A 19,956-nucleotide genomic window follows, 5' to 3' on the forward strand; every position below is an offset into this window, starting at 1 on the left:
CGAACGGCACGGCCACCATGCACGGTGACAGCGCGTCGAGCGACACCACTCCCTATGCCGGGCCCGGGACCGGCTCGATCACCTGGAGCCGCACAGCACTGGCGTCGGCCTGCCCCACCGTCGTCATCGGCTCCGACGGGTACCCCGTCACCCTGTGCACCACGATCTTCGGGCAGACCCCGACCGTGCATCTGCTCGACCCGGCGACGGGCGGCGATCTGGCGTCGCTCGCGCTGCCCAAGGGAAGCCTGTTCGGCGGCGTCTACGCCTACCTGGACGCGACGGGTGCACTGGTCGTCGTCGACGGTGACGACAATCTGCTGCGCATCGGCCACCACCTCCAGGGGGGCGCCTGGAAGCTGACGGTCGACCAGTCCACCCCGCTGGCCGGTGCCCTGCCGGCCGGTGACGCCGTCGTCGGACTCAGCCCCGGATGGGACGGCCGTGTGTGGTTCGCCAGCGCCGGCGGCGTCATCGGGACCGTGGACACCGCGACCGGAGCCGTGCGCACCCTCAGCACCGGCGAGGGCATCGGCAACAGCATCTCCACGGTGCCGGACCACACCGCCGTGGCCACCGACCACGCGCTGTACCTGCTGAGCCAGACGGCCGACGGAACCCCCGTGATCGACTGGCGGGCGGCCTACGACCGCGGCCCGGGCCGCAAGCCCGGCCAGCTCAGCTGGGGCACCGGCGCCACACCCAGCTTCTTCGGCCCCGGCGACGGCACCGAGTACGTCACCATCACCGACAACGCGGCGCCGCACGAGAACCTGCTGGTGTACCGGGTCACCGACGGTCCCACCCCGCTGTGCACCACCCCGGTCCTCACCCAGTACGGCCAGAGCGGTACCGAGGACGCCGTCATCGCCAGCGGCAGCAGCGTCTTCGTCACCAACACCTTCGGCTACGCCTACCCGGCGCTCCCGGACGGTGCCCCGCCCAGCGTGCCGTCCTCCGCGGACTTCGACGGCGGCATGAGCCGGATCGACGTCGACGCGGACGGCAACGGCTGCCACCTCGTGTGGAACAGCGGCGTGAAGTCGGCGGCGCTGCCCCGGCTCTCGCTCGACGACGGCAGAATCTACACGTTCACGGTCAGCGGACCGACGGACGTGGTCGGCTCCCACACCTTCGCCGACTACGCCTACGCGGTCATCGACCCCGCGACCGGCACGGTCCAGAAGACGTCGTCCATCGGTCCCGGCCTGCTCTACAACCCCCTCCAGATGACCGGTACCACCGCGCCGGACGGCACCCTCTACCAGGGCACGGAGACCGGAGTTCTGCGCATCACCCGTCGCTGACGGGCGCTCACGAGCTCCTCCGGCGGGTGCGCCTGTACGGCCAGGGGAGGTTGTGGACGGACGAGTCAGGTCTCGACTCGGGGATCTCGAACGGGTGGTCGACCTTCCGGGGCTGCCGTGCCGGTGGGGTTTCGCCACCGGCGGTGGTGCAGGACCCGGCGCCCTCCTCGGCCTCGGCACACCGGCTGTCGCCGTGGCGCTGTGGTGGCGGTGGCTGTTCGCCGCACCGCGGGCGAACAGCCACGGTGCGGTTCAGGGGCGGCCGACGGCCGCGCGTGTGTCGCCGCGGGCCTGGTCGAGGCGCCGGACGGCCTCCTCGGCGGTGCAGTGGGCGAGGAGCATGACGACGGCTGTCTTGGCGTAGCCGCCGGCCGCACGCAAGGCCTCTGCGGCGGCGTCGGAGCCGACGCCAGCGGCCTGGACGACCATACGACGGGCCCGGTCGACGAGTTTGTCGTTGCTGGCCCGCACGTCGACCATGAGGTTGCCGTAGACCTTGCCGAGGCGCACCATCGAGGCGGTCGAGAGCATGTTGCAGACCATCTTCTGGGCGGTGCCGCCCTTGAGCCGGGTCGATCCGGTGAGGATCTCGGGGCCGGTGGGGACCTCGATCGGGATGTCGGCGTAGCGGCTGACCACCGCGTCACGGTTGCAGGCGACCGACACGGTGACCGCCCCCTTGGCAGCGGCGTGCTTCAGACCTCCGACGACGTAGGGGGTGCGGCCGCTGGCGGCGAGCCCGACGACTGTGTCCCGGTCGTTCACACCTGTCTCGTCGAGGTCGGCGATCGCTCTCGCGGGTTCGTCCTCGGCTCCCTCGACCGCCACGACGAAGGCTCCCGGGCCGCCGGAGAGCAGGCCGACGACCTGGTCGGGGGAGGTGCCGAAGGTCGGGGGGCACTCGACGGCGTCGAGCAGGCCGATGCGGCCGCTGGTGCCGGCGCCGAGGTAGATCAGCCGTCCGCCTCGCTGCAGAGACTCGGTGATCGCCTCGACGGCCCTCCCGATCTCCGGGAGGGCGTCGCGTACGGCGAGGGCGACGGTCTGGTCTTCGGCGTTCATGACCGAGAGCAGTTCGCAGACCGGCATGCGGTCCAGTTCGGCAGTCCGCTCGTTGCGCGTCTCGGTGCCGAGTGTGCCGAGTGTGCTGAGGTCCACGACGTGGACGTCCTTTCGTGGTGGCGCCGACAGGCAGGAGGGGCAGGTGGTCAGTCACCGGCCGGGGAACGGCGCCGCGGCTGACGGCGCGTGCGACGCTGGACGGCCCCGTAGGTCTTCTGGAGGGCTGCGGTCGTGGCGTCGAAAGAGCGCTGGGCGACACCGACGAACAGGCAGTCGATGAGCGCGAGTTGTGCGATTCGGCTGACGGTCGCGCCGGAGCGGAAGGGAGTCTCCCGGGCGCAGGTCGTCAGCACGAGGTCCGCGCTCTTGGCCAGGGTGGAGCGCGCCACGTTGGTCAGGGCGATGGTGGTGGCGCCGCGCGCGGCGGCGGCCTGGAGGGGCTCGATGGTGTCCTCGGTCTCTCCGGAGTGGGAGATGGCCAGGGCGACATCGCCGGGTCCCAGGAGGGCGGCGGCGGTGAGGGCGGCGTGCCGGTCGGTCCAGACGAACGCCATGTGACCGATGCGGTGAAGTTTCTGGTGCAGGTCCTGGCCGACGAAGGCGCTGGCACCGACGCCGAAGACGTCGATCCGTCGGGCGTCGGCCACGGCCTCGACCGCGTGGCCCAGCGCCTCCACGTCCAGCCCGGCTCCGGTGTCCTCCAGGGCGCGCACCTCGTTGTAGACGATCTTGCCGACGATCTCGCTCAGCGTGTCCGTGGCGCTGATGTCGGTGCCCGGCACCGGGCGCTCTCCGCCGAGGGCGTGCTCGCTGGCCGCGGCCGCGGCCAGCGAGAGGCGCAACTGCGGGTAGCTGGCGATCCCGATGCCCCGACAGAAGCGCATCACCGTGGCCACCGAGGTGTCGGCCCGTTCGCCGAGCGCGCTGATGGACAGCTCCGACGCCTGTCCCGGACCGGCAAGGACGGCCTCGGCCACCCGCCGCTCCGCCGGGGCCAGGGAAGGCAGCGCCATCCGAATGCGCGTCAGGATCTCGGCGGGGGAACTGTCGTCCGCCGGCTGGGCCGGTGCGCGAAGTGGTTCACGGCGGGCCATGAGGCCGCTCCCTTCTGAGGGGCTCGGCCACACGGTAACCAGGGCTCGGCGCGCAGGTCAAAAATTTACGCTTTCATCTTTCGCGAGGTTACTTATTGACTTCTCCAGGCAAGCCTCCTGATACTCGCTGGACCGCGATCCGGTGCGGTCGTCTTTCGACCGATCTGTGACAACTCGTCGCTGTACGTCCCCGTAGACGCGAAGGCATGCCGTATGACAACTGCAGTAGCGGTGGACCTGGGGAAGACCGGCTGCCGTGCCGTGTTGTGGAACGACGACGGCGGGCACGCCGAAACGGTCCACGAGGTGCCCGGGGCTCCCGGACTCGCCGCCGACGACGGAGTGGCGACCGCCCGTGCCGCCGTGCGTGCCGCCGTCCTCCCGCTCCTGGCCCGAAAACCGTCGCTCCGGCCGACGGCGGTCTGCGTGGGAGCCGCAGGGGCGGCCGCCGCACCGGAGGCGGCCCATGCCCTGGCCGCCCTGCTCCTCGAGGATCTGGCCGCGCACGAGGTGGCGGTGACCAGCGACGCGGTCACCGCCCACGCGGGAGCCCTCGGCGGCCGCACCGGCGTGGTCCTCGCGATCGGCACCGGATCGGTCGCGATCGGCATCGGGGACGACGGCTCGTACGCCCGCGTCGACGGCTGGGGTCCCTGGCTCGGGGACGAGGGCAGTGGTGCCTGGATCGGCGCGGCCGGGCTGCGGGCCGCACTGCGGGCCCATGACGGGCGCGGACCGGGCACCGCGTTGCTGGCCGCCGCCGTCGAACGCTTCGGCGAACCCGGCCGGCTGCCCTCGGTGGTCGGCCGCGGGGGCAACCCTGCCCGTACCGCGGCGTCCTTCGCGCCGGACGTGGCCCAGGCGGCCGCCGCGGGTGACACGACGGCAGACGCGATCGTCCGGTCCGCGGCCGCGGCCCTCGGCGAGACCGTGCTCGCCGCCGCCCGTCGCATCGGCAGAGATGGCGCCCTCGCAGTCACGGTCACCGGTGGGCTCACCGGCCTCGGCGAACCGCTCCTCGGTCCGCTGCGGTCGGCGCTGACCGGCTCCCCACACCCTCTCGACCCGCGGCCCCCGCTCGGGGATCCGCTGGACGGCGCACGCCTGCTGGCACTGGACGCGTCGGCACCGCACGAACCCCACGTCGCCCGTGTACGGCGAGCGACGCCCGCTGCCCCCACCCCGCCGGTGACAACGTCGGCCGTATCTCAGGAGTGCGCATGCGCCAACTAGACCTCGTGGTGATCGTCGTCTATCTGGTGGCGATCGCCGTGATCGGACTGCGCCTGGCCGGTCGGCAGAGCACCTCGAAGGACTACTTCGTCGGCGAAGGCGGCATGCCGTGGTGGACGGTCTCGTTCTCCGTGGTGGCCACCGAGACCAGCGTGCTCACCGTCATCAGCGTGCCCGGCGGCGCGTACAGCGGGCAGGGCTTCGGGAACGTCGAGCTGGCCCTCGGCTACGTCATCGGCCGCGTCGTCGTGGCCACCGTCCTGATCCCCCTGTACAAGCGCGGCGGCTTCGTCAGCGCCTACCAGTACCTGGGCGACAGATTCGGACTGAAGTTGCAGGGGCTCGCCTCGGTGACGTTCGTCTTCACCCGGCTCCTCGCGGAGGGCGTCCGGCTGTTCGCCTCCGCCATCCCGATCAAGCTGCTGCTCGACGAGTTCGGTGTGCACGCGAGCTACCGGCTGATCATCATCGTCCTCACGGTGATCACCGTCGTCTACACCTACCTCGGCGGAATCAAGGCCGTCATCTGGACCGACGCCATCCAGATGGGCCTGTACCTGGGCGGCGCGGTCCTCGCCATCGCCGTGCTGTCCGGCCACGTCGGAGCGGACGGGTTCTCGCAGGCGCTGCACAGCGGCCATTTCCAGCTGTTCGACACCGACTTCACCCTGGCGCACATCCTGACCAGCCCGTTCGCCCTGCCCACCGCGATCGTCGGCGGCGCCATCTTCGCCATGGCCAGCCACGGCTCCGACCAGCTGATCGTCCAGCGCGTCCTGGCCACCCGCTCGCTGCGCGACGGCCAGAAGGCCATGATCGCCTCCGGTGTCTTCGTCACCCTCCAGTTCGCCGCCTTCTCCCTCGTCGGCGCCCTGCTGTGGTCGTACAACGAAGGCAAGGACTTCAAGGCCCTGGGCCTCGGCAGCACCGACAACCTCTACCCGAGCTTCATCCTGCACGGACTGCCCGTGGTGATCTCCGGTCTGCTCGTGGCGGGCATCCTCGGCGCCGCGATGGGCTCCCTGTCCTCGGCACTGAACTCCATGTCGAACTCGACGGTCGCCGACATCATCCACAGCTTCTTCCGCAGCACCCCCTCCGAGAAATCGCTGCTGAAGCTCGCCCGGGTGATGACGCTGGTGTGGGCCGTGCTGATGGCCGTTTTCGCCTGCGCCTTCAGTACCAGTACGGGCAATGTGTATCTGACGGGGCTGACGATCGCGGGCTACACCTACGGCGCCCTGCTCGGCGCGTTCCTGCTCGGGCGCATCGTCCGGCGCGCCAACGAGACCGACTCCGTCGTGGCCTTCCTGGTGACGGTCGGCGTGATGACGTACATCGTGCGCAGCGTCAAGATCGACGTCACCGTGGCCGGTGCCACCGTGCCGACCGCGATCGCCGCCCAGTGGCTCGTACCGATCGGCGTGGTGATCACCCTGGCCGTCGGCGGCCTGATGAGCTTGTCCCACCGGGCCCCTGAGGTCACCGAAGCCGCGGTGGGCGACAGCGGGCCGGGCGCCGACCCCGTCGTGGCGGGGGCCGACCGCAAGTGACGTCACAGAACCCGCCCGGTGCCGGGCCGTCCCCCGGTCCCGCACCGGCCTCGCACCGACGGCCCCTCGGGAGAAGAGCCATGCCACAACCGCAGCCGGCCCCGCCTTCGCGGCGGACCGTGAGCCAGGAGGCGCCGTGCGTGTGATCGGCCTGATGTCGGGCACCTCCTTCGACGCCATCGAGGTCGCCGCCTCGGACCTCGCCCTGGACGGCGAGACCCTGCTCCTCCGGCCCCTCGGGCACCTCTCCGTCCCCTACTCCGACGACCTGCGCGACCTCATCGCCGCCACCTTGCCGCCGGCCGCGACGACCACGCAGGCGATCTGCACGCTGGACACCGGCGTCGGCCAGGCCTTCGCCGACGCGGCCCGGCGGGCCCTGCGTCAGCTGTGCGGCGGCACCGCCGACCTCGTGGTCTCGCACGGGCAGACCATGCACCACTGGGTCGAGAACGGTACCGTCCGTGGCACCCTCCAACTGGGCCAGCCCGCCTGGATCGCCGAGGCCACCGGGCTCCCGGTGGTCTCCGACCTGCGCAGCCGGGACGTGGCGGCGGGCGGGCAGGGCGCCCCGCTGGTCGGCATGACCGACACCCTGCTGCTGCGCACCCTGCCCGGCACGCCCGCCGCGCTGAACCTCGGCGGCATCGCCAATGTGACCGTCCTCGCGCCCGGCGCCGAACCGCTGGCCTTCGACACCGGCCCCGCCAACGCCCTGCTGGACGCGGCCGTACGGCACTTCACCGGCGGCACCGCCGCCTACGACGAGGACGGACGCAGGGCCGCCGCCGGCCGCAGCAACCCGCACCTGCTGCGCGCTCTCCTCGATGACCCCTACTACCGCAGGCCGGCTCCCAAGAGCACCGGCAAGGAGCACTTCCACCTGCCCTACCTTCTGCAGGCGCTGGAGGCGGCGCCCACCCCGGACGCCGACGACGTAGTGGCCACCCTGACCCGGCTCACCGCCATCACCGTGGCCGACGCCTGCCGCGCCTACCAGGTCACCGAACTCGTCGTCTCCGGGGGTGGCACCCGCAACCCGGTGCTCATGCGCATGATCACACAGGAACTGCCCGGCGTGCGGCTGCGCCCCAGTGACGACCTGGGCCTGCCCTCCGACGCCAAGGAGGCCCTAGCCTTCGCCGTCCTCGGCTTCCTCACGGTGCACGGGCTGCCCGGCACCCTGCCCTCGGGCACCGGCGCCCGCCGCGCCACGCTGCTCGGCAGCATCACCCCCGGTGCAGCGCCGTTGCGCCTGCCCGAACCCGCCGTACGACCACCGCGCCTGCTACGCGTCGAGCGTTGCGCCCACTGAACCGTCCACCAGCGAGGAACCATGAGCCGCACCGCCGCCACACCCACCGCAGCGCCGGCCGCCCCGGAGCGGTCCGCCGGCCTCGCCGAGATGCTGGCCGCGTGCGTGGGCGACCCGGCCCGCGTGACCACCGACCTGCCCCGCAGGGTCGCCGCCGCGCACGACGCGTCGCCCTACCTCTTCACCCCGCGGGCCGTCGTACGGGCCGCTTCCGCCGCCGAGGTGGGCGCGCTGATGGCCGGGGCCCGTACGGCCGGTGTGCCGCTCACGCTCCGCTCGGGCGGCACCAGCCTGGCGGGGCAGTCGGGCGGCGACGGCATCCTCGTGGACGTCCGCAGTCACTGGCGCACCGCCGAAGTCCTCGACGACGGCCGGCGCGTCCGACTGCAACCCGGACTGACGGTACGTCAGGCCAACGCGCGGCTCGCCCGCCACGGGCGCAGGCTCGGCCCCGACCCGGCGAGCGAGTCCGCCTGCACCATCGGGGGCCTGGTCGCCAACAACTCCAGCGGCATGAGGTGCGGCACCCGGGACAACGCCTACCGGACCATGGAGTCCCTGCAGTTCGTGCTGCCCTCAGGCACCGTCATCGACACCGCGGCGCCCGACGCCGACCGGGAACTGCGCGCCCGTGAGCCCGAACTGCACGCGGGACTGCTCGGGCTGCGCGACCGCGTCCGCGCCTCGGCAGGCTCCCGCGCCACCGTCGAGCGGCTGTTCTCGATGAAGAACACCATGGGCTACGGCCTCAACTCGTTCCTGGACCACACCGATCCCGCCGACATCCTCGCCCACCTGATGATCGGCAGCGAGGGCACCCTCGGCTTCGTCGGCGAAGCCGTCTTCCGCACCGTACCCGTCCTGCCGCACACCGCCACCGGCCTGCTGGTGCTGCCCGGACTCGCCGAGGCCACCGACGCCCTGCCCGCGCTGCTGGCCGCCGGAGTCCGCACCGCCGAACTCCTCGACGCCGCGTCACTGCGGGTGGCGCAGCGGTCTCCCGACCCCGTCGACGAAGTGCGCGGCCTGCGCGTCGAGCGGCACGCGGCCCTGCTGGTCGAATTCGCCGAGGACGACCCCGAGTCGCTCAAGGAGCGGGTGGCCGCCGCTCAGCCGGTGCTGGAGGGCCTGCCCACCGTCACCGGCGCCACGCTCGTGCGCGACCCGCGCGTAAGGGCCCGCCTCTGGCACCTGCGCAAGGGCCTGTACACCGCGGTCGCCGGCGCCCGCCGTCCGGGCACCACCGCACTGCTGGAGGACATCGCGGTGCCGATGGAACGACTCACCCGCACGTGCGAGGGCCTGATCGGCCTCTTCGACCGGCACGGCTACCAGGACGCGGTGATCTTCGGCCACGCCCGCGACGGCAACCTGCACTTCATGCTCACCCAGGACTTCGACTCCGCCCCGGAGATCGAGCGATACGCCCGGTTCACCGACGCCATGGTCGACCTCGTGCTGGACGCCGGCGGCACGCTGAAGGCCGAGCACGGCACCGGCCGGGCGATGGCCCCCTTCGTCCGCCGCCAGTACGGCGACGAACTGTACGACGTCATGCGCGAGTTGAAGCGGCTGTGCGACCCACACGGCGTGCTCAACCCAGGCGTGCTCCTGGAGGACGACCCGACCGCGCACCTGCGCAGCCTCAAGAGCGTTCCCGAGGTCGATCCCGCCGTCGACGCGTGCGTCGAGTGCGGCTACTGCGAACCCGTCTGCCCCACGGCGGACGCCACCACGACGCCCCGCCAGCGCATCGCCCTGCGGCGCGAGATCGCGCTCGCCACCGCCGCCGGTGACGACGAACGCCGCCGCGCCCTGGAAGCCGACTACCCCTACGCGGCCGTGGACAGCTGCGCGGCCGACAGCCTCTGCGTCACCGCCTGCCCGGTCACCATCGACACCGGCGCGGTGATGAAACGCCTGCGCGCCGAACGCCACGGCGCCGCCGCACAGCACGCCGGAAGCGTGACGGCCCGGCACTGGGCGGCCGCGGTCCGGGGCGTGCGCCTCGCACTCGACGCGGCCCATGCCGTGCCCGCCCCGGCCGTACGCGCCGCGACCGGCGCCGTGCGGCGGCTCGGGGCCGGGGAACTGGTGCCCGAATGGGCCGACGACATCCCGCGCGGCGGCCCGGCCCGTCCCGAGCCCCGGCGGCCCGTGGCGGCGCGGGCGGTGTTCTTCGCCGCCTGCATCGGCAGCGTCTTCGCCGCGGACGGTGCCTCCGACGGCGCGGCGGCGGCCTTCCTCAGGCTGTGCGACCGGGCGGGTGTGCCCGTCGTCGTGCCCGAGGGCTTGTCCGGCCTGTGCTGTGGCACCCCATGGCAGTCCAAGGGCTACACCGACGGCCATCGCACCATGGCCGCGCGCACGCTCCAGGCGCTGTGGGAGGCGAGCGACCGGGGCCGGCTGCCCGTCGTCTGCGACGCGTCCTCCTGCACCCACGGCCTTGAGCAACTGCCCGGTGCCCTCCCGGAGTCCGACCGCGCCCGCTTCGCCGCCCTACGCTTCGTCGACAGCGTCGTCTTCACGGCCGAGCACCTGCTTCCCGCGCTCCCCGAGCCCCGCCGCCTGGCCCGTCTCGCCCTGCACCCCACCTGCTCCACCGTGCACCTGGGCATCGACGGCGCCCTGCGCACCGTGGCCGCCGCGGTGGGCGACGAGGTCACCGTGCCCGACAGCTGGGGCTGCTGCGCATTCGCCGGCGACCGCGGCCTACTGCACCCGGAGGTCACCGCGAGCGCCACCGCCGCCCAGGCAGCCGAGATCACCGCAGGCACCTATGACGCGTACGCCTCCTGCAACCGCACCTGCGAGATGGGCATGACCCGCGCCACCGGCCGCCCCTACCGCCACGTACTGGAACTCCTCGACGAAGCCACGGCCTGACGGCGCCCCGAGGGTCGGTCGTGACGGGACATCACCACCGACCGTCCCGCCGGCCGGTGACGGCGAGCGTTCCTCCTCACCCGCCTGTCAGCATTCCGTCACCCCCGTCACCTGCGCCGTCCCCGGCCGGGGCAGGTGACGGCGCGGGTGACGAGAGCGACACTCCGGTCGCTGTGGCGAGGGCGTTACATCCCCGTGACGGCCATAACGAAGGGAATCGGCAGGCTTCGTGGCGTCAGGGATTCGGGGCGCGGCCCCACGTACGACCGCTAGACACGGAGAGTCGACCATGGGTAAGTCCAGCAAGTTCGTGATGGCAGTTGCCGGCGTTGCACTGGCGGGAATCGCCGGTACGGGTGTCGCTCAGGCATCCACCGCCGCGCACCCGGCCGACTCCGGCGCGCCGTCCTCGTGCCGTCCCGCCAACCTCAAGACGAAGATCACGCCGGACACCGCCAGCGCCGGGCACCGCCACTACCGCGTCACACTCACCGCCGCCCCCAAGACCAGCGCCTGCCAGCTGGCCGGCTCGCCCCGCGACGTGAAGTTCTACAACAACGGCTCCCTCAAGGGCGTCACCGCGAAGCCCTACGGCTCGCAGAGCACCAAGGTGACCTTCGGCCCCGGCCACCCCGTCCACTTCGACATCCAGGTGCCCAACGCCTCCAAGGGCACGACGGCCAACCGGGTCGTCTTCACCCTCAGGACCCCCGGCGGCGGAATCATCCCGGGTGACCAGGAAGCCGACGGCAAGCTGTCCGTCGACTACGGCACCCAGATCGGCCCCGTACAGCCCGGCGTCTGACCGACACCACACGCAAAACGTGCGGCCCGCCACCCGACGGTGGCGGGCCGCACGCGACGGTGCGCGGGCGGACGCCCGCGCCGCCCTCCACCTCGGAAGACGCCCGTACGGCGGTGGCCGGGAGTACGCCCCGTCGGGGAAAGGGAAGAGCGCAGCCGCAACTGCGCCGACCGGTGACGGAGGCGTTCTCGTACCGGAGTCTTCGACGGCGGATACGTCGTCGCTCTTCCCGCTCGGGACCGGTCTCGGCTCCCCACCGTTTCGTTCTCCGTGGGGCCCGCGCGGTGAGCCGCGGCTCGGGTGGGTGCAGCGCACCCACGACGCGGGGCATGCGGGAAAACTAGTGTGACGGGCATGGAGAGCGAGAACGATCTCGGTGACTATCTGCGCGCCCGTCGTGCGGCGCTCGCGCCGGCGGTCGTCGGCCTGCCCGACGACGAGCCCCGGCGGGTGCCGGGGCTGCGGCGCGATGAGGTGGCGCTGCTGGCCGGGGTGAGCACGGACTACTACATCCGGCTGGAGCAGGGTCGTGAACGGCACCCCTCCGAGCAGGTGCTGCGGGCGATCGCCGGGGCCCTGCGGCTGGACGACGCGGCCGCCGCCCACCTCTTCCGGTTGGGCCTGTACGCCTTCGGGGCGGCGGCTGCCACCACGACCGTCGCTCCGGAGTTGCTGCGGCTGATGGACGGCATGCGCGAGGTGCCGGCCTTCGTGGTCGGGGCGGCGCAGGACGTGCTGGCGGCCAACGCGACCGCGCGGGAGCTGTACAGCGGGTTCGCCCGATACGACAACCTGCTGCGGATGATCTTCCTCGACCCCTTCGCGCGCGAGTTCTACGCCGACTGGGACCGCGCGGCGCGCATCGCGGTGGGGAACCTGCGGGCGTCCTCCTCGCAGTACCCGCAGGACGAGCGGATCGAGCGGGTCGTCGGCGAAGTGAGCGTGCGCAGCCCCGCGTTCGCGGGCCTGTGGGCGCGTTACGAGGTCCGGCCCCGTACCCACGAGGACAAGCACTTCCGGCACCCACGGGTCGGGGAGATACGCCTGCACTTCGAGGCGCTCGCCGTCACCAGCGCCCCCGGACAGCACCTGTCCGTCTACAGCGCGGAGCCCGGCAGCGCCGACGCCGACGCCCTGGCCCGGCTCCGCCGGCTGTCGGAGCCGCAGTCCCCGCGGGAAGCCCGGGGGAAATCCGTGCAGGAAGCCGATCCGGAGTCCGAGGCCGATTCGGAGTCCGAACAGGAATCGACCTCGACGGACCGGACCGACCCCGTGGAGGGGTCCCGGTCATGACCGTGTCCCTGTCCGACGCCGCCGGCACCTTCGAGATCGCCGGGACCCGTTCGCACAGTGAGCCGGCCCTCCCCATGTCACTCTCACGCCCCGTTCCACGAAAGATGTCCGCCATGCTGCTGCCCTCCGATGAGGCAGGCCGAGGCCGCCCCGTCGTCCTGCTCCACGCCCGTCCCACCGACCGCACCATGTGGCGCGCCCACCTGCCCCTGCTCGCCGAAGCGGGAGTGCGGGCCATCGCCCTGGACCTGCCCGGCCACGGCGCTGCGTCCCTGCCCGAAGGCCGTGAGGCGGCCCCGTGGGCGGATGTACTCGACACGCTCGACCACCTCGGGGTCGACCACTTCACGCTGGCCGGGAACTCCCTCGGTGCCCTGGTGGCGCTCCAGGTCGCCGTCACGGCACCCGAACGGGTCGAGGGCCTGGTGCTCGTCGGCTACCGGCCCCACGAACAGCCGGCCTCACCACGGCTGCAAGCCGCCTGGGACGCCGAACGGGCCGCGCTCGCCGCCGGTGACCTGGAGGCGGCCGTGACAGCCGGCGTCCGGGCGTGGACCTCGCCCGACGCGACCGGCGACATACGCGAGCACGCGGCCCGGATGCTGCGCGACCAGCTGACCGGACAACTCGCCCACGGCGAGCCGTCACCGGCCGCGGATCCACTCGGCGAAGGAGCGGCGGGAACGCGCACGCTGAAGGCCCCCGCTCTGGTCGGCGTCGGCGAACACGACATGCCCGACTTCTTCGAGGGCGGCGAAAAGCTGGCCCGCGACCTAGACGCCGGCGAGATCGTCGTCATCCCCGGCGCGGGGCACCTCGCGCCGCTGGAACAGCCCACCGCGTTCTGCGCCCTTCTGCTGAACTTCGTCCACCGCATTCCGGAGCCGTCCCGCCGATGACTCCTTGGTCGCAGCCGCCGGTCCACCCGCCCCGGCTGTCAGACGGCTCCTCAGCCTCCGGCTCAGGCGTGACGCTCGCTCGGATGCTGGACCGGGGGCGGGTGAACGACAAGGGGCGCGACCCTCGATGATCATGTGATTCCGCTCGCGAGATCACGAAGGCCGCGCCCGCAAGTCCAGGGCGATCCCCGCTCCTGCCTCAGTGGTTCTGGGGCGTTTACCTCAGCACCGCGGACCAGGGAGCCGATCCGCGGCACCACCAGGGCGATCGGTACACCGGCGGCCTGGCGGAGGCCGGCGTACCGGTCCAGCACCTTCCCGTGGCGGGTGCCGTCCACGGGTTCCTGTCGTTCACCTCGCAGGCCTGAGGCTGGGCGGATCGTTCGAGCGCGAAGTCCTCGTCGACGGTCCGGGACCCGGAGCCGATCCGGCGGGCGTCGTCCGCTTCTGGCGTGGCCCCGGCCAGGACGAGACCGATGCCACCCATCCGTGGCACGGGGCGCCTCCGAACGCATCGGCAAGCGACGTCGCCACTGCTCGATGAGGCCACCGGCCGGAGCCCGACGTCATGCCGCCGCGCGCTCGCCGGCCGGCCGGCGGCGCAGTTCAGGACGCTGGAGGGCCGGCGGCTGGTAGGCCATGTCGAGCGTGCCGGTGTCGGTGCCGGGCGGCACGATCGCGTCGATCCGGTCCAGCACGTCGTCGGTGAGGGCGACGTCGACGCCTGCGAGCAGGTCGTCCAGGTGTTCCATGGTCCGGGGTCCGAGGAGGGCGGACGTCACGCCCGGGTGGGCGAGCACGAAGCCCATCGCGAGATGCGTGAGCGGCAGGCCGGCCTCCTCGGCCAGCGGGATGAGTTGCTCGACCGCGTCGAGCCGACGGTCGTCCTTGAGGTGCCGGAAGCCGTACCTCGACCGGTGCGTGGCGGCCTCCTGGCCCTTGCGGTACCGCCCCGTCAGCAGGCCGCCGCCGAGGGGCGACCAGACCAGGGTGCCCATGCCGAACTCCTGGGCCGCCGGGAGCACCTCGCGCTCGATGCCCCGGTTCAGGATCGAGTAGACCGGCTGCTCGGTGCGCGGCCGGGCCAGCCCGCGCCGCTCGGCGACCCAGTGCGCCCGGACGATGTCGGAGGCCGGCAGGGCCGACGTGCCGAAGGCGCGGATCTTTCCGGCCCGCTGCAGATCGGTGAGGGCCGCGAGGGTCTCCTCGATGTCCGTGTCGGGGTCCGGGCGGTGGATCTGGTAGATGTCCACGTAGTCGGTGTCGAGGCGGCGCAGCGAGTCCTCCAGCGCGCGCACCAGCCAGCGCCGGGACGCGCCCTGGTGATTCGGCTCGTCGCTCATCGGGTTCCGGGCCTTGGTCGCGAGCACGACGTCGGCCCGCCGTCCCTTCAGCGCCCGGCCGACGATCTCCTCCGACTCGCCGTGCGCGTACATGTCGGCGGTGTCGACGAGATTGATGCCGGCGTCGAGCGCCCGGTGGATGATGCGGACGCAGTCGTCGTGGTCGGGGTTGCCGAGGGCGCCGAACATCATCGCGCCGAGAGCGTAGGGGCTGACCTTGATCCCGGTCCGGCCGAGGCTGCGGTAGCGCATGGTGTCTCCTTCAGATCTTCCTGCTGTGTCGCTGACCCCAGCCTGTCTGTTCTTCTCCGGACTATGAATATTTGTGCATCCCGATTTCTTGCGCGAGAGTACGGACATGAATCCCGACCGACTATCCGAGGCACTCGATCTGGTCGAGGTGCGCAGTGTGCTGACCGGTGGGGTCGCGGCCCGCGGCGGCTGGTGGGCCCGCGGCCCGCTGGCCGATCCGGTCAAGTTCTTCGCGATGGTGAGCGGGAGCGCCCGGCTCACCACCGACGGCGTCGTCGAACCGATCGACCTCGTGACGGGTGACGTGGCCATCCTCTCCGGGCGGTCGTGGGTGGCCTTCGAGGCCGGCGCGGCGCCGCGCCACGAGGTCCAGCCGGAGTCGGACTTCTCCACCGCCCGCTTCGCGGGCTCGGACCCCGCCGTCGACGACGTCGTGATCGGCGGGTGCGTCAGGGTGAACGAGGCCGGGCGGACACTCCTGCTGGAGTCGCTTCCGCCGGTGGCCCACATCCGGTCCTCCGCCGCCGGAGACGGGGACCGGCTGCTCGCCACCCTGCTGCGGCTCTTCGACGAGGCGACCGCCGACCGGCCCGGCTCGGCCTTCGCGATCCGGCAGTACGGCCAGCTGCTCCTGCTGGAGGTGCTGCGCTGCTACGTCGACCAGACCCTCCTGCCCTCCGGCTGGTTGCGCCTGCTCGTCGACGAGCGCCTGCGCCCCGCCGTCGACCTGCTCCACGGCCGCCCCGAACACGCGTGGGGGCTGGAGGAGTTGGCCCGCGCCGCCGCGATGTCCCGGACCACCTTCGCGGAGCGGTTCCGCGAGACCGCCGGGGTACCGCCGCTCACCTACCTGGGCCGGTGGCGCATGCTGCTGGCCCAGCGCGCGCTGCGCCACGGCGACGCCCGCGTCGCGGCGCTCGCCGCCGAGCTGGGCTACGGCTCGGAGAGCGCGTTCAGCACGGCTTTCAAGCGCGTCGTCGGGGAGTCGCCGCAGCGCTACCGGGCGCGCGTGCGCCAGGAGGCCGTTCCGCTCGCGGGCCGGTGACGGAGATCAGCCCGGACCGTGTACGGCATCCCGCAACCGGGCAAAGGAAGTCAGCCTTGTCACCTGATCCGACAACCGTTCACCCGCTGCCTGCCCACGACCGCGTGGTGTTGGCCCAGCCGCGGCGACACGGTCGTCGGCAACGACGTCTGGTTCGGCTACCGGACGACCGTCATGCCCGGCGTGCGGATCGGCGACGGTGCCGTCATCGCGGCCGGCGCCGTGGTCACCGCCGGCATTCCGCCCTACGCGGTCGTCGGCGGCAAGCCGGCCAGGCCGATCCGGCAGCGCTGCGACGACGCCGACACCGAGCGGCTGCTGCGCGCCGCGTGGTGGGTGGCCCGCCGGCCTGGTCACCGAACACGCCCGTACCATCATGGCCGGCACGCCGGCCGACATCGAACGCGTCGCCACCGAGCACGGTTTGGGGAAGTCCCTTTGAGTCATGCACCCAAGGTGTCCATCGAAGAACACGCGGTGGCCGACGCCGCGGCCGGACCCTACGCCCTCACGACGGGACCGGACGGCGCGCTGTGGTTCACCCTCGTCCACAGCGGCCGGATCGGCCGGCTCGTCCCGGGCGAGGAGCCGACGAGCCACCGGCTCGAGCCCAGCTGCGGGCCGACCGTCATCACGCCCGGCCCCGACGGTGCACTGTGGTTCACCGAGTACCGGGCGGACCGGATCGGGCGGATCACCACCGACGGCGTCATCGACGAATTCGGCGTGCCCACACCCGGCTGCGGGCCGTTCGGCATCGCGGCGGGACCGGACGGCGCGCTGTGGTTCACCGAGACCGCCGCCGACCGCATCGGCCGCATCACCGTCGAGGGCCGCGTCACCGAGTTCCCGCTCCCCGTCACAGGCGCATTCCCGTCCGCGATCACCGCTGGTGACGACGACGGGATGTGGTTCACCCTCAACCAGTCGAACGCCATCGGCCGGATCGGCATGGACGGTGCGATCACCCTGCATCCCCTGCCGACGGAGGCGGCGGCGCCGGTGGGGATCGCCACCGGCAGCGACGGCGCGCTGTGGTTCGTCGAGATCGCCGCCGGTCAGCTCGGACGGATCACTCCCGACGGGCAGATCACCGAGTTTCCGCTGCCCGATCGCTCCGCCCGGCCGCACGCGGTCACCGTCGACGGCGACGGCGCCGTCTGGTTCACCGAATGGGGAGGCAACCGCGTCGGCACGATCACCCGCGACGGCTCCCTCACCGTCCACGACCTGCCCACCCCCCACTCCGAACCGCACGGCATCACCTCCGGTGCCGACGGCGCCGTGTGGACCGCATTGGAGATCGGCGCACTCGCCCGCATCACCCGCGTGGACACCACCACTTGACCAGGCTGCCCGCACACACCAGGTGCGCAGCACGGCCGAGGGGACATCAGCGGTGACCGGCGGGCCCGCGCAGGCCCGCGAGGAGACCTTCGGCAGCCGCGGACCGTTCGCTGCATGCTGCTCGGCCGGCCCCAGAGCCTGGTCGTCCACGAGCGGATAGGGACGGCGGGTCGACGGGTGCGCCGGACCTCGGCTCCGGGACGCTCGCCGGCTTCTGTGTCAAGTGGACAACGGGTCGGATATCAGCCGCGCGTCAGAGGCATGTCAGAGCCGTTGAGCAGCATGCCCGTGTCGTCCGTGCCCGAGAGCGAGCTCAGCTGCCGGTATATCGGCCTCGTCTGTGGCTCGAACATCTGCTGCTCCCAGGACGGGTCGGACCGGTATTCGCAGAGTTGCTCCCACTCCCATCAGCCTCCGTGGTTGGAGATCATTGTGAAGAATGAGCCCACTGTCTACATTGCTGCCGCAGCGGTGTCCCTGGCCGAGACCGTGTCCGTCAGCGAGGCCATCGCCGAGGGCTTGGTGCCGCCCACGCACCAGGAGCTCGGCTTCGAGCGCATCGCGGTCTCGAACGAACAGTCCGGCCCGGAAATGGCGGCTCAGGCTGCAAGGTCGGCGATAGCGCACTCGGAGCTGGACTCCTCCGACATCGGCCTGGTGCTGCACGCCAGTCACTGGTTCCAGGGCCTGGACCTGTGGCCGTCGGCGGCCTACGTCGCCAACGAGTCGGTGGGCGCACATCCTTTCGCCTTGGACGTCCAGCAGCAGTCGCTGGGCGGGCTCGGTGCGATGCGGCTCGCCTCCTCCTACCTGCGCAGCGGCTTCGCCCAGGCAGCGCTCGTCACCACCGGCGACCGCTACGCCTCGCCGGGCATCGACCGCTGGAACACCCTGGACAACATCATTTTCGGGGACGCGGGAACGGCCGTGGTCCTGTCGACCGACAGCGGCTTCGCCCGGATCGTCTCCTTCGCCGTCGGAGCGGACAACTCGCTGGAGCGGGTCACCCGTGGCACGACGGACTTCGCACCGGCCCCCGGGATGCGCCGGCCGGTACCGGTGCCGGAGCGCACGCAGCAGTTCTTCACCCTGCCCGAGGCACCGGCCGCGTGGGGGCAGTACGAGAAGGGGCTGTTCGCCTGCCACGACCAAGCGCTGAGCGAGGCCGGGGCCGGCCCCAAGGACATCCGCCACGCGGTGGTCCCGTTCCTCCACCGTGGCGGCGGGCTCACGGAGAACTTCGAGATCCTGGGGTACACCGAGGAGCAGTCACTGTGGAGCTACGGGCGTACCGTCGGCCACCTGGGTGCGGGTGATCAGGCGGCAGGGCTGGCCCACCTGCGGGAGAACGGGAGGCTGGCCTCCGGGGACCTGGTGATGCTGGTGGGTGCGGGGATCGGGTTCAACTTCGCGGCGGCGGTGCTGGAAATCCTCTGAGTCCCGGACCGGGACACGATCCGCCACACACTCTGTGGCGGCGGAGGAGTCCGTCCCGGTCAGGTCGGGCGCGGGCCGGCCGAGCAGCTCTGATGGCCGCCACGCCGTCGGCGCCGGTCTCACCACCACGCAGACCTCGGCGCCCGGGGGCCGGTGTACCCGTGCCTGGACGACAAGGCTGTCCGGGCACGGGTACACCGCCCGGCCCCTCGGCCGACGCGGCCTGGTGGCAGACACGCTGCTGCCGGCCGCGCTGCCCGGACTCCCCCGGTGGCCGGCCTCCCGCCCTTCGAAGGGATCGTTCACGGCCCAGTGCGTCGCCAAACTCGCCCGCCACCGAGGCCGGATCGATCGGCATCGTGCGGCGGATGCGGTGTTCGGGATGTGCTGCCCGGCTTGCCCGTAGACGTCCACGACGATGTCGCGCAGCTGAATGACCCTGCCCAGGCGCCACCCGAAGGACCGCATCGACTCCACGCGTTCCGGGCCGGCTCCACCCTGGAGCGCGCCGGCCTGGCAGCAGACAGCCACCCAGTCGGAGCTCTTGGCGTCGACGACCTCCAGCGCCTGCCGCAGCGACACACTGTCGTGCCGCTGCTGCTTGGCTTCCAGGGCCTGCGCGCGAAACGTCCGACAGCGCCGGGCCGCGGTCAGGGGCGGAGCCGAACACCGAGTTCGGTCATCAGTTTCCGGATGCGCATGTCGATGTCGTCGCGGACGGGGCGGACGGCGTCGACGCCCTGGCCGGCGGGGTCGGGGAGCTGCCAGTCGAGGTAGCGCTTGCCGGGGAAGACGGGGCAGGTGTCGCCGCAGCCCATGGTGATGACGACGTCCGACGCCTGGACGGCCTCCGTGGTGAGCGCCTTCGGGCTCTCGGCCGAGATGTCGATGCCCACCTCCGCCATCGCTTCCACGACGGCCGGGTTGACGGTGTCCGCGGGGGCGGAACCGGCGGAGCGGACCTGGACGCGGTCGCCCGCGAGGTGGGTGAGGAAGGCGGCAGCCATCTGTGAGCGGCCTGCGTTGTGGACGCAGACGAACAGCACGGAGGGGGCGGTGGTGTCAGGCACGGGCGGTGTCTTCCC

Annotated in this window: 15 protein-coding genes and 1 pseudogene; 11 read left to right on the forward strand and 5 right to left on the reverse strand. The window is 72.2% G+C overall.

The annotated features are described in order from the left end of the window. Positions 1 to 1,307, forward strand: a 1,307-nt coding sequence (locus FRZ03_RS28380) for an NHL repeat-containing protein (RefSeq protein WP_146467974.1), incomplete at its 5' end; no start/stop codon positions are given. Between the two features lie 252 nt (positions 1,308 to 1,559). On the opposite strand, the gene murQ is transcribed toward FRZ03_RS28380, so the two are convergent. Both murQ and FRZ03_RS28390 read right to left on the reverse strand, forming a co-directional pair. Further along, the gene (gene murQ, locus FRZ03_RS28385; protein WP_146467959.1) at positions 1,560 to 2,465 is read right to left on the reverse strand and encodes an N-acetylmuramic acid 6-phosphate etherase; all 906 of its coding nucleotides are present in this window, start codon (positions 2,463 to 2,465) and stop codon (positions 1,560 to 1,562) included. A 50-nt stretch (positions 2,466 to 2,515) separates the two neighbouring features. Further along, complete coding sequence (locus FRZ03_RS28390; protein WP_146467960.1) at positions 2,516 to 3,463, reverse strand: MurR/RpiR family transcriptional regulator; 948 nt, start codon at positions 3,461 to 3,463, stop codon at positions 2,516 to 2,518. 213 nt (positions 3,464 to 3,676) lie between these two features. Between FRZ03_RS28390 and FRZ03_RS28395 the strand changes: the two genes are divergently transcribed. The 7 genes from FRZ03_RS28395 to FRZ03_RS28425 all read left to right on the forward strand — a co-directional run bounded on the left by FRZ03_RS28395 (position 3,677) and on the right by FRZ03_RS28425 (position 13,447). Then, complete coding sequence (locus FRZ03_RS28395; RefSeq protein WP_146467961.1) at positions 3,677 to 4,696, forward strand: N-acetylglucosamine kinase; 1,020 nt, start codon at positions 3,677 to 3,679, stop codon at positions 4,694 to 4,696. After that, positions 4,684 to 6,249 carry a sodium:solute symporter gene (locus FRZ03_RS28400; RefSeq protein ID WP_146467962.1) on the forward strand — a complete coding sequence of 522 codons (1,566 nt, stop codon included), beginning with the start codon at positions 4,684 to 4,686 and terminating at the stop codon, positions 6,247 to 6,249. Before FRZ03_RS28395 ends, FRZ03_RS28400 begins: the two co-directional genes overlap by 13 nt. Positions 6,250 to 6,385: 136 nt before the next feature. Then, the gene (locus FRZ03_RS28405) at positions 6,386 to 7,564 is read left to right on the forward strand and encodes an anhydro-N-acetylmuramic acid kinase (protein WP_146467963.1); all 1,179 of its coding nucleotides are present in this window, start codon (positions 6,386 to 6,388) and stop codon (positions 7,562 to 7,564) included. A 21-nt stretch (positions 7,565 to 7,585) separates the two neighbouring features. After that, the gene (locus tag FRZ03_RS28410; protein WP_146467964.1) at positions 7,586 to 10,450 is read left to right on the forward strand and encodes an FAD-binding and (Fe-S)-binding domain-containing protein; all 2,865 of its coding nucleotides are present in this window, start codon (positions 7,586 to 7,588) and stop codon (positions 10,448 to 10,450) included. Positions 10,451 to 10,739: 289 nt separating this feature from the next. Next, on the forward strand, positions 10,740 to 11,255 hold the full coding sequence (locus FRZ03_RS28415) for a DUF4232 domain-containing protein (RefSeq protein ID WP_146467965.1): 516 nt from the start codon (positions 10,740 to 10,742) through the stop codon (positions 11,253 to 11,255). Positions 11,256 to 11,609: 354 nt separating this feature from the next. After that, positions 11,610 to 12,548 (forward strand): helix-turn-helix domain-containing protein, encoded by a 939-nt coding sequence (locus FRZ03_RS28420; RefSeq protein WP_146467966.1) that lies wholly within the window; start codon positions 11,610 to 11,612, stop codon positions 12,546 to 12,548. Continuing rightward, positions 12,545 to 13,447, forward strand: a complete 903-nt coding sequence (locus FRZ03_RS28425; protein WP_261399381.1) for an alpha/beta fold hydrolase — start codon at positions 12,545 to 12,547, stop codon at positions 13,445 to 13,447. The genes FRZ03_RS28420 and FRZ03_RS28425 overlap by 4 nt, the downstream gene beginning before the upstream one ends. A gap of 566 nt (positions 13,448 to 14,013) precedes the next feature. Here FRZ03_RS28425 and FRZ03_RS28435 read toward each other — a convergent pair. Continuing rightward, positions 14,014 to 15,042 (reverse strand): aldo/keto reductase, encoded by a 1,029-nt coding sequence (locus FRZ03_RS28435; RefSeq protein WP_146467967.1) that lies wholly within the window; start codon positions 15,040 to 15,042, stop codon positions 14,014 to 14,016. A 106-nt stretch (positions 15,043 to 15,148) separates the two neighbouring features. Between FRZ03_RS28435 and FRZ03_RS28440 the strand changes: the two genes are divergently transcribed. From FRZ03_RS28440 to FRZ03_RS28455, 3 genes are all read left to right on the forward strand, one after another. Then, positions 15,149 to 16,087: an AraC family transcriptional regulator gene (locus tag FRZ03_RS28440; RefSeq protein WP_146467968.1), complete on the forward strand. Its 939-nt coding sequence runs from the start codon at positions 15,149 to 15,151 to the stop codon at positions 16,085 to 16,087. Positions 16,088 to 16,543: 456 nt separating this feature from the next. Continuing rightward, entirely contained in the window at positions 16,544 to 17,434 is an 891-nt protein-coding gene (locus tag FRZ03_RS28450) for a Vgb family protein (RefSeq protein WP_261399382.1), read from the forward strand. Positions 17,435 to 17,854: 420 nt separating this feature from the next. Then, entirely contained in the window at positions 17,855 to 18,871 is a 1,017-nt protein-coding gene (locus tag FRZ03_RS28455) for a ketoacyl-ACP synthase III family protein (protein ID WP_261399383.1), read from the forward strand. Positions 18,872 to 19,276: 405 nt separating this feature from the next. Here the strand turns inward: FRZ03_RS28455 and FRZ03_RS41310 are convergent. Together FRZ03_RS41310 and FRZ03_RS28465 are read right to left on the reverse strand one after the other, a co-directional pair. Next, positions 19,277 to 19,639 (reverse strand): annotated as a pseudogene (locus FRZ03_RS41310) (polyprenyl synthetase family protein); the annotation flags it as partial. After that, complete coding sequence (locus FRZ03_RS28465; protein WP_146467970.1) at positions 19,522 to 19,941, reverse strand: arsenate reductase ArsC; 420 nt, start codon at positions 19,939 to 19,941, stop codon at positions 19,522 to 19,524. The pseudogene FRZ03_RS41310 and the gene FRZ03_RS28465, both read right to left, overlap by 118 nt. Between the last annotated feature and the right edge of the window lie 15 nt (positions 19,942 to 19,956).

Source organism: Streptomyces misionensis (assembly GCF_007896895.1).
Lineage (GTDB): Bacteria > Actinomycetota > Actinomycetes > Streptomycetales > Streptomycetaceae > Streptomyces > Streptomyces misionensis_A.